The sequence below is a fragment of the Mesorhizobium sp. BHbdii genome (assembly GCF_053848045.1).
The window spans coordinates 1-8,936 of record NZ_JBSPKX010000024.1; the positions used below are offsets into that span (position 1 = coordinate 1).

Below are 8,936 nucleotides of genomic sequence, written 5' to 3' on the forward strand. Positions count from 1 at the left end.
GAGACCGGTGGCCGGCCGGCGAAGCTTTATCGCTTCCGCCACGCAGTGCTCGAAGAGGGAGAGGTTGCGGGGGCAAAATTGCCGCTGGCGCGGGGTTGACTCTTATACTCACATCAAGAATATGCCGCTTATATTCTGGTTGAGGATAATCGGAGCTGTTGATGACCATCGCGCTGCCTTCGGCCGCCTATCTGTACGAGCGCGTGCGCAGGGTGATCCCGCCGATCGAATGGCCGGCTTTCGTAGACGACATCGACGCCATCCTCGCGCTGAAGCGCGAGCGCAACGCCGTCATCCTGGCGCATAACTACCAGACGCCCGAGATCTTTCACTGCGTCGCAGATATCGTCGGCGACAGCCTGGCGCTGGCCCGCAAGGCGATGGACGTGAATGCGGATGTGATCGTGCTGGCCGGCGTCCACTTCATGGCCGAGACGGCGAAACTGCTCAATCCGGACAAGACCGTGCTCATCCCGGATCTCGAGGCGGGATGCTCGCTGGCTGAGTCCATAACGGTCACCGATGTCCGCCTGCTGCGGCAACGATACCCCGGTGTGCCGATCGTCACCTATGTCAACACCTCCGCCGCCGTGAAGGCCGAATCCGACATCTGCTGCACCTCCGGTAACGCCAGGGATGTGGTTGGATCGCTCGGCGCGCCGCGCGTGATCATGCTGCCCGACGAATATCTGGCGAAGAACATCGCCGCCGAGACCGATGTCGAGATCATCGCCTGGAAGGGCCGCTGCGAGGTGCATGAGCGCTTCGATCCCGCCGACATCCGCGAGCTGCGCGAGGCGCATCCTGGTGTCACGGTGCTCGCCCATCCCGAATGCCCGCCCGACGTTGTACTCGAGGCGGACTTCGCCGGCTCGACGGCCGCCATGTCGGACTATGTGGCCCGGCAGAAACCGGCGCGCGTCGTCCTCATGACCGAATGCTCGATGAGCGACAATGTCGCCGTCGAGCATCCGGAAGTGGACTTCATCCGCCCCTGTAATCTGTGCCCACACATGAAGCGCATCACGCTTGCCAACATCCGTGCCGCGCTCGAGGAAAACCGCCACATCGTGACCATCGACCCAGAGGTCGCGGACCGAGCTCGACGGGCAGTCGAGCGCATGCTTCTTATATGAGCCTCGACGTCCACGACATCGGTGGTGCGCCGGTCATTATCGGCGCCGGCCTTGCCGGGCTGATGACGGCGCTTCATCTGGCGCCGGAGCCCGTCGTGCTCCTTTCCGGGGCGCCGCTCGGAACCGCAGGCTGCAGTGCGCTCGCCCAGGGCGGTCTGGCAGCAAGCCTCGGCGGCGACGACGGCCCCGACCTGCATCTGGCCGATACGCTCGCTGCCGGCGACGGACTTTGCGACGAGGCGACAGTGCGGCGCGTGGTCGAGGCCGCACCCGAGGCGATCCATAACCTCGTGCGCTTCGGCGTCGCCTTCGACCGCTACCCAGACGGCGCGCTGCGGCTGGGGCTCGAGGCGGCGCATTCGCGCCGGCGGATCGTCCATGCCGCCGGCGACGCCACGGGTCGCGAGCTGGTCCGCGCGCTCATCGCCGCCGTGCGGCGCGCACCATCGATCACCGTCCTGGAGGAGATAGAGGCGCGCCGGCTGATGGTGGAGGACGGCGCGATCGTCGGCTTGCTGGCGGTCGGAAGCAGGGGCGCGGTCGGCCTGCCCACGTCCCGCGTAGTGCTCGCGACCGGTGGCATCGGCGGCTTGTTCCGCGATACCACGAACCCGCCTGGCTCAATTGGTCACGGGCTGGCGCTCGCGGCTTCAGCCGGGGCAGAACTCGCCGACCTCGAATTCGTGCAGTTCCACCCGACCGCGCTCGACGATCCGCGGCGGCCGATGCCGCTGGTGAGCGAAGCGGTGCGCGGCGAAGGCGCCGTGCTCGTCGACGAGCGAGGAGAGCGATTCCTCGCCGACACGCCTGGCGGCGAGCTCGCGCCACGGGACGTGGTCGCGCGTGCGATTTGGCATCAGCTTGCTGCCGGGCATCGTGTGTTCCTGGACGCCCGGAAATCTCTCGGCCCGAGCTTCGGCAAGCGCTTCCCGGCCATAGCCCAGTTCTGCCGAGAGGCAGGTATGGATCCCGCCAGTGAGCCGATCCCCGTGCGCCCGGCGGCGCATTATCACATGGGCGGCGTGGCGGTGGATAGCGCCGGCCGAAGTTCCCTCGACGGCCTGTGGGCCTGCGGCGAGGTCGCATGCACCGGACTGCATGGCGCCAACCGGCTCGCCAGCAACTCGCTCACGGAAGCGGTGGTAACGGCCGCTTGGGTAGCCGAAAGCGTCGCCGCCGCATCGCCGGGCTGCCCCCGGCGCATCTTTTCCACGCTCGTGTCCCCGCGGCCGGACCCTTCCTGCATTCGCCCGGTCGTCTCCCACGCGCTCGGCATTATCCGGGATGGAGAGACGCTGCGCCAGGCGGTAGCGGCGCTGCTGCAGATCGCCGCTCACAACGCGGCAGCGTCCGATCCGGCCCTGGTCGCGCTGATGATCGCCATCGCGGCCCTGCGGCGCGAGGAGAGCCGTGGTTCGCACTACCGATCCGATTTCCCCGCGCGCAGTTCAGACGCCCGCCCGTCGCGGCTAACGCTCAAGATGGCAATTCAGGCCGCAGTCGCCCTTGGCTGGCGAACCCCGACTAGGGAGCAACTGATATGAAGCCATTCCCGCCCCTCCCCTCGGCCGTGATTGAACCGATCGTGCGCAGTGCCCTTCTCGAAGACCTGGGCAGAAGCGGCGACCTGACGAGCGATGCGGTGATCCCCCGTGATTGCAGGGCCACCTTGGTGCTCAACGCGCGGCAGGCGGGCGTGGTCGCCGGGCTCGATCTGGTGGCGTTCGCATTCCTGCTCGTCGACCCGGCGATCGATATGCACATCAGGCGCCCGGACGGCAGCGATGTCGCGGCGGGCGAGACGATCGCGCGGGTGTGCGGGCCGGCGCGGGGCCTGCTCACGGCCGAGCGCACGGCGCTCAACTTCCTGTGCCGCCTGAGCGGCATTGCAACTGCCACAGCGGGGATCGTCAATGCCGTGCGTGGCCACAAGGCCAGGATCGTGTGCACGCGAAAGACGACACCCGGACTGCGCGCGCTGGAAAAATATGCCGTGCGCGTCGGCGGCGGAGCCAATCACCGCTTCGGACTCGACGATGGAGTGCTCATCAAGGACAACCACATAGCGATCGCCGGCGACATCCGCACGGCGATCGAGCGGGCGCGCGCCGCAGCCGGCCACATGGTGAAGATTGAGGTCGAGGTCGACACGCTGGAACAGCTCGACATCGCGCTCTCATCGAAGGTCGACGCGGTCCTGCTCGACAACATGTCGCTCGAACAACTGAGCCAGGCAGTCGCCATGGTCGGCGGGCGCGCCATCACCGAGGCCTCCGGCCGCGTGACGCCGCAAACGGCTCCGGCGATTGCCGCGACCGGTGTCGACCTCATTTCCGTGGGATGGCTGACACACAGCGCGCCGATACTCGACATCGGCCTGGATGTGCCGATCGACGAGAACATCTGCACGCATTTGAACTGATGGAGAGGAGGAAAGGGATGCGCAAGATCCTCGCCGGCAAGCTGCACGGCATCCGCATCACCGAGGCCAATCTCGACTACCATGGCTCTATCACGCTCGACCCCGCCCATTGCGAGGCGGCCGGCTTCCTGCCGATGGAATTCGTCGAGATCTGGAACAAGAATTCGGGCGCGCGCATCTCGACCTATGTCATCCCAGGCGAGAGCGGATCGCGCTGTTGCATCCTCAATGGCGCCGCGGCCCGCACCTGCCAGCCGGGCGATCCGCTCATCATCTGCAACTCGGTCTATGTGGAGGGAGCCGAACTCACCGCGCTCAAGCCGCGCGTGCTGACCTTCGACAGGGACAATCACATCGCCGAGCGGCTGACCTATTCGGTCGAGCGCAATGCAGACGGGGGCTACAGCTTCTCGATTCTCAATGAGGCCCGCGGCGCCCTCCCCGTCCCGGCGCTGGTGGGCAGATCATGACTGACCCGGCTGGCCGGCAGCCTGCCTTCTTCGTTCGCTCACTCGCGCCACAGCAAAGGGATTCTTGATGATGATGGATGGAATGGACGCCGAACTCATCAAGGAGCGGGCCGTCGAGCCGATTGATGGGACCTTGCCTCGATGGACCCGACAAGCGGCTGAAGCTATCCACGACATGCCGTTCAGCGACCTGCTCTTCCTTGCCCAGACGATCCACCGCCAGAATTTCGATCAAAACCGGGTGCAGCTATCGCGGCTCCTCAGTATAAAGACCGGCGGCTGTCCGGAGGATTGCGGCTATTGCAGCCAGTCGGCGCATTACCCATCGGGGCTCAAGGCGTCGAAGCTGATGGAGGTGGAACGCGTCGTCGCCGAGGCCAGGAAAGCACGGGAGGCGGGCGCGACGCGCTACTGCATGGGCGCCGCCTGGCGCAGCCCCAAGGAGCGCGCCATGGACGCGGTGGTCGCCATGATTAAGGGCGTGAAGGGTCTCGGCATGGAGACCTGCATGACGCTCGGCATGCTCGACCTCGACCAGGCGCAACGGCTCAAAGAGGCCGGCCTCGACTACTACAATCACAACATCGACACCTCAGAGCGCTATTACAGCGAGGTCATCTCCACCCGCACCTTCGCCGACCGCTTGGACACGCTGGCCAATGTCCGCGAAAGCGGCATCAAGGTCTGCTGCGGCGGCATTGTCGGCATGGGCGAGGGAAAGGCCGACCGCATCGACATGCTGGTGACGCTCGCCAACCTGCCGGAGCCGCCGGACAGCGTGCCGATCAACATGCTGATCCCGATTCCGGGCACGCCGCTTGCCGAGGCCGAGCCGATCGATCCGATCGAATTCGTTCGGCTGGTTGCGCTTGCCCGCGTCATGATGCCGAAGTCAGATGTGCGGCTCTCGGCCGGCCGCACGGCAATGAGCGACGAGTTGCAGGCGCTGTGCTTTTTTGCAGGCGCCAACGCCATCTTCGTCGGCGATACGCTGCTCACCGCCGAAAACCCCGAGGAGGACAAGGACAGCGCATTGTTCAGCCGGCTCGGCATCAAGCCGATCGAACGCGAAACACAGTGAGACGGTCCGCCGTGCTTGAGCGCTACGAGACGAGCCTCAGCGGGCTGGCGCGCAGGAACCGGTTGCGGGGCCTGAGCGGGCCTGAAGGCCTTGACTTTGCCTCCAACGACTATCTCGGCTTGCGCGTTCGAAACGGTTGGCCGAAGCGGTCGCGACCGCACTTGCCGCCGGCACGCCCGTCGGAGCGACCGGCTCGCGGCTGCTGCGCGGCAACGACCCCGAACACGAGGCGCTCGAGGCCAGGGCCGCTCACTTCTTCGGCGCCGAGCGCGCGCTCTATTTCGGGAGCGGTTATGTCGCCAGTTTCGCGGTGCTGACGACCTTACCGCAGAAGGGCGACCTGATCGTGCTGGATGAACTCGTCCACGCCAGCGCGCACGAAGGCGCGCGGGCCGGCCGTGCCGAGGTGGCGCAAGCCGCGCATAACGACGCGGATGCCGTGAACGATGCCATCATTGCTTGGCGCGCGAGGGGCGGAACCGGCCGCGCCTGGATCATCGCAGAAAGCCTCTATTCGATGCACGGTGACCGAGCACCGCTCGGAGAGCTGATCGCGGTCGCCGACCGTCACGAGGCATTCCTGTTCGTCGACGAGGCGCACGCCACCGGGGTTTTCGGACGGGACGGGCGTGGTCTCGCGCATGACCTCGAGGGCCGCGACAATGTCGTGGTGCTCCATACCTGCGGTAAGGCGCTCGGCGCCTCCGGCGCGCTTGTGACCGGACCGGCTGTCATCCGCGACTACCTCGTCAACCGTTGCCGGCCTTTCATCTATGCCACGGCCCCCTTGCCGCTGATGGCGGCGGCGGCATCCGAGGCGCTGAATATCCTCCACGACGAACCCGAGCGTCGCGAGCGGCTGGCGGGACTCGTCGCCTTTGCCGGCGAGGCGATCAAGACGCGCTGTGATATCCAGCCGAGTGGCTCACAGATCCTGCCCGTCATCGTCGGCGACAATTTTCGGACCATGGCGATTGCCACGGCACTTCAGGCACGCGGCTTCGACGTGCGCGGCATCCGCCCGCCGACCGTGCCCGAGGGCACGGCCAGGCTCAGGATCTCGCTGACGCTCAATGTCGGCGTGGCCGATATTGCCGACATGATCGACGCGCTGGCCGAACTGAGACGCATCAGATTATGAGCAGGACCTTCATCATCACCGGCACCGACACCGGCATCGGCAAGACAGTGTTTGCGGCCGGACTCGCCGGACTGCTGGGCGCCGCATACTGGAAACCCGTCCAGTCGGGCCTTGACGGCGAAACCGACAGTCAGACGGCCGCGCGCCTCGGTGGACTGCCGCCCGAACGGATCCTGCCGGAAACCTGGCGCCTGACGAAGGCGTTGTCGCCGCATCGTGCCGCCGAACTCGAGGGCGTGGCGATCGACCCAGACAGCCTCGTCCTGCCCGATGTTGAGCGTCCCTTGATCGTGGAGGGCGCCGGCGGCCTGATGGTGCCGCTCACCCGCAAGACGCTGTTCGTCGACGTCTTCGCCCGCTGGCAAGCGCCGGTCGTGCTGTGCGCACGCACCGCGCTCGGCACGATCAACCACACGCTGCTTTCGATCGAGGCGCTACGCTGCCGCGACATCCCCTTGCTCGGCGTCGCCTTCATCGGCGAGGCGATGCCGGACACCGAGTGCACGATCGCGGGGATGGGCCAGGTGCGTGTACTCGGCCGCCTGCCCCTGCTCGAGCCGCTGACGCCGATGACGCTGCGATGGGCCATGACAACCTATTTCAACATGGCGGCGTTCGATAAGGCCCGCGCATGAGCCGCTCCGCTGTCTGGCATCCCTTCACGCAGCATGCCATCGAGTCGGCGCCACCGACGATTGCACGCACCGACGGCGCCTATGTCGAGACGCGCGACGGCAAGCGCATCCTCGACGCCATCTCCTCCTGGTGGGTGGTTACCCATGGCCATCGCCATCCAAAAATCATGGAGGCGATCCGAGCCGCGACCGAGACACTCGACCAGGTGATCTTCGCCGGCCTCACCCACGAGCCGGCGGAGCAATTGGCCTCCGCGCTGGTCGACATGACGCCCGCGGGTCTCGACTGGGTCTTTTATTCCGACAGCGGCTCCACCAGCGTCGAGGTGGCGCTGAAGATGGCGCTCGGCTTTCACCGCAACAACGGTGCGCCGCGCTCGCGCATCGTCGTCATGGAGCACAGCTATCACGGCGACACGATCGGCGCGATGAGCGTTGGCGCGCGCGGCGTCTTCAATGCCGCCTACGAGCCCCTTCTGTTCGAGGTCGACACCATCCCCTTCCCCGCCGCAGGCCACGAGCAAAAAACGCTCGATGCCTTCGAACGGCTGACGCGCGACCGCGGCGTTGCAGCGCTGATCGTCGAGCCGCTAGTGCTCGGCGCCGGAGGCATGCTCATGTATCGCGCCTCGGTTCTCGCCGAACTCAAGCGCATTGCCGAGCGCTCCGGGACGCTTTTGATCGCCGACGAAGTCATGACCGGCTGGGGCCGCACCGGAACCAAGTTCGCCTGCGAGCAGGCAGGAATAGCGCCCGACATATTGTGCACTTCCAAGGGTCTGACCGGCGGTTCGCTGCCGCTTGCGGCCACACTTGCCACCGATGCGATCTTTTATGCCCATTACTCCAAGGATCGGGCCAGGACCTTCTTCCATTCGAGCTCCTATACCGCCAACCCGATCGCTTGCGCGGCGGCGCTCGCGAATATCGGCATCTGGAACGATGAGCCTGCGGCAGAGCGCTTGGCTGCGCTGTCACGCATGCAGGCGGAGAAGGTTGCGCGATTCAACGGGGATCCGCGTTTCGAGAATGTGCGCACGACCGGCACCATCGCCGCGCTCGACATGCGGGTCGGCAATGCAGGCTATCTGGCCGAGGTCGGCCCAAAGCTGCGCGCTTTCTTCCTCGATCGCGGATTGCTGGTGAGACCGCTCGGCAATGTCATCTACGTGCTGCCGCCCTACTGCGTCACATCGAGCGAACTCGACCGGCTCTACGACGCTGTCGACGAGGCGGCCGGGCTTGCGGGCACCGGCAGATGAACCGCACGGCGCGCATTATAGGTCTTGGCCATCACGTGCCGTCGCGCAGGGTCGAAAATGCCGAGATCGAGGCAAGCCTCGGGCTGGAAGCGGGCTGGATCGAGGGACGTACCGGCATCCGCTCGCGTTTCTGGGCAGAACCCGACGACACGCTTTCCGGCCTGGCGACAAAAGCAGGCGACATGGCGCTAAAAGCAGCCCGCATCGAGCGCAAGGAGATCGGCCTGCTCCTGCTCGCCACTTCGACCCCGGACCATCTCCTGCCGGCAAGCGCGCCGCTGGTGGCGCACAGGCTCGGCCTCGAAAATGCCGGCGGGGTCGACCTTGCCGGCGCCTGTGCCGGCTTCATCTACGCCTTGACCTTCGCCGAGGGCTTCGTTCGCCTGCACAACAAGCCGGCCATCGTCATCGCCGCCAACATTTTGAGCCGCCGCATCAACCCCGCCGAGCGGGCAAGCGCGGTGCTCTTTGCCGACGGCGCCGGCGCGGTGGTGCTCGCCCCTTCCGGCGATCCTGGCCACGGAATCCTCGGCTCCTCTCTTGCTTCGGACGGGTCTGCTTATGGACTGATCCAGATTCCGGCGGGTGGCAGCAACCGCCCCTTCTCTGACGAGATCGACATCGCCGAAACCCGTATGACCATCGCGGATGGCCGCGAGGTCTTCGTGAAGGCCGTCGAGATGATGCGCCGCTGTTCGGGGGAGGCCTTGGCGGCGGCCGGCGTTTCGGCGTCAGATGTGGCTCGCTTTGTGCCGCATCAGGCCAATGCCCGCATCTTCAACGCGGTCG

The 8,936-nt window shown here is 66.1% G+C and carries 8 protein-coding genes and 1 pseudogene; all 9 read left to right on the forward strand.

Translation table 11 applies throughout. From position 1 onward, the window contains the following. The first annotated feature begins 161 nt into the window (after window positions 1-161). Entirely contained in the window at window positions 162-1,136 is a 975-nt protein-coding gene (nadA, locus tag ACWTU8_RS31420) for a quinolinate synthase NadA (RefSeq protein WP_455851199.1), read from the forward strand. Further along, a complete protein-coding gene (locus ACWTU8_RS31425; protein ID WP_455851200.1) occupies window positions 1,133-2,680 on the forward strand; it encodes an L-aspartate oxidase in 1,548 nt (515 codons plus the stop codon). The genes nadA and ACWTU8_RS31425 overlap by 4 nt, the downstream gene beginning before the upstream one ends. Next, window positions 2,677-3,558, forward strand: a complete 882-nt coding sequence (gene nadC, locus ACWTU8_RS31430; RefSeq protein ID WP_455851201.1) for a carboxylating nicotinate-nucleotide diphosphorylase — start codon at window positions 2,677-2,679, stop codon at window positions 3,556-3,558. Before ACWTU8_RS31425 ends, nadC begins: the two co-directional genes overlap by 4 nt. Before the next feature lie 17 nt (window positions 3,559-3,575). Next, a complete protein-coding gene (gene panD / locus ACWTU8_RS31435; RefSeq protein WP_455851202.1) occupies window positions 3,576-4,028 on the forward strand; it encodes an aspartate 1-decarboxylase in 453 nt (150 codons plus the stop codon). A gap of 82 nt (window positions 4,029-4,110) precedes the next feature. Beyond that, the gene (bioB, locus tag ACWTU8_RS31440) at window positions 4,111-5,109 is read left to right on the forward strand and encodes a biotin synthase BioB (protein WP_455851203.1); all 999 of its coding nucleotides are present in this window, start codon (window positions 4,111-4,113) and stop codon (window positions 5,107-5,109) included. Further along, window positions 5,106-6,250: pseudogene (locus ACWTU8_RS31445) on the forward strand (8-amino-7-oxononanoate synthase). Before bioB ends, ACWTU8_RS31445 begins: the two are co-directional and overlap by 4 nt. Next, on the forward strand, window positions 6,247-6,885 hold the full coding sequence (gene bioD, locus ACWTU8_RS31450; protein ID WP_455851204.1) for a dethiobiotin synthase: 639 nt from the start codon (window positions 6,247-6,249) through the stop codon (window positions 6,883-6,885). Before ACWTU8_RS31445 ends, bioD begins: the two are co-directional and overlap by 4 nt. Further along, window positions 6,882-8,147 (forward strand): adenosylmethionine--8-amino-7-oxononanoate transaminase, encoded by a 1,266-nt coding sequence (locus ACWTU8_RS31455; protein WP_455851205.1) that lies wholly within the window; start codon window positions 6,882-6,884, stop codon window positions 8,145-8,147. The genes bioD and ACWTU8_RS31455 overlap by 4 nt, the downstream gene beginning before the upstream one ends. Beyond that, a partial coding sequence (locus tag ACWTU8_RS31460; RefSeq protein WP_455851206.1) for a 3-oxoacyl-ACP synthase occupies window positions 8,144-8,936 on the forward strand: 793 nt, incomplete at its 3' end. The genes ACWTU8_RS31455 and ACWTU8_RS31460, both read left to right, overlap by 4 nt.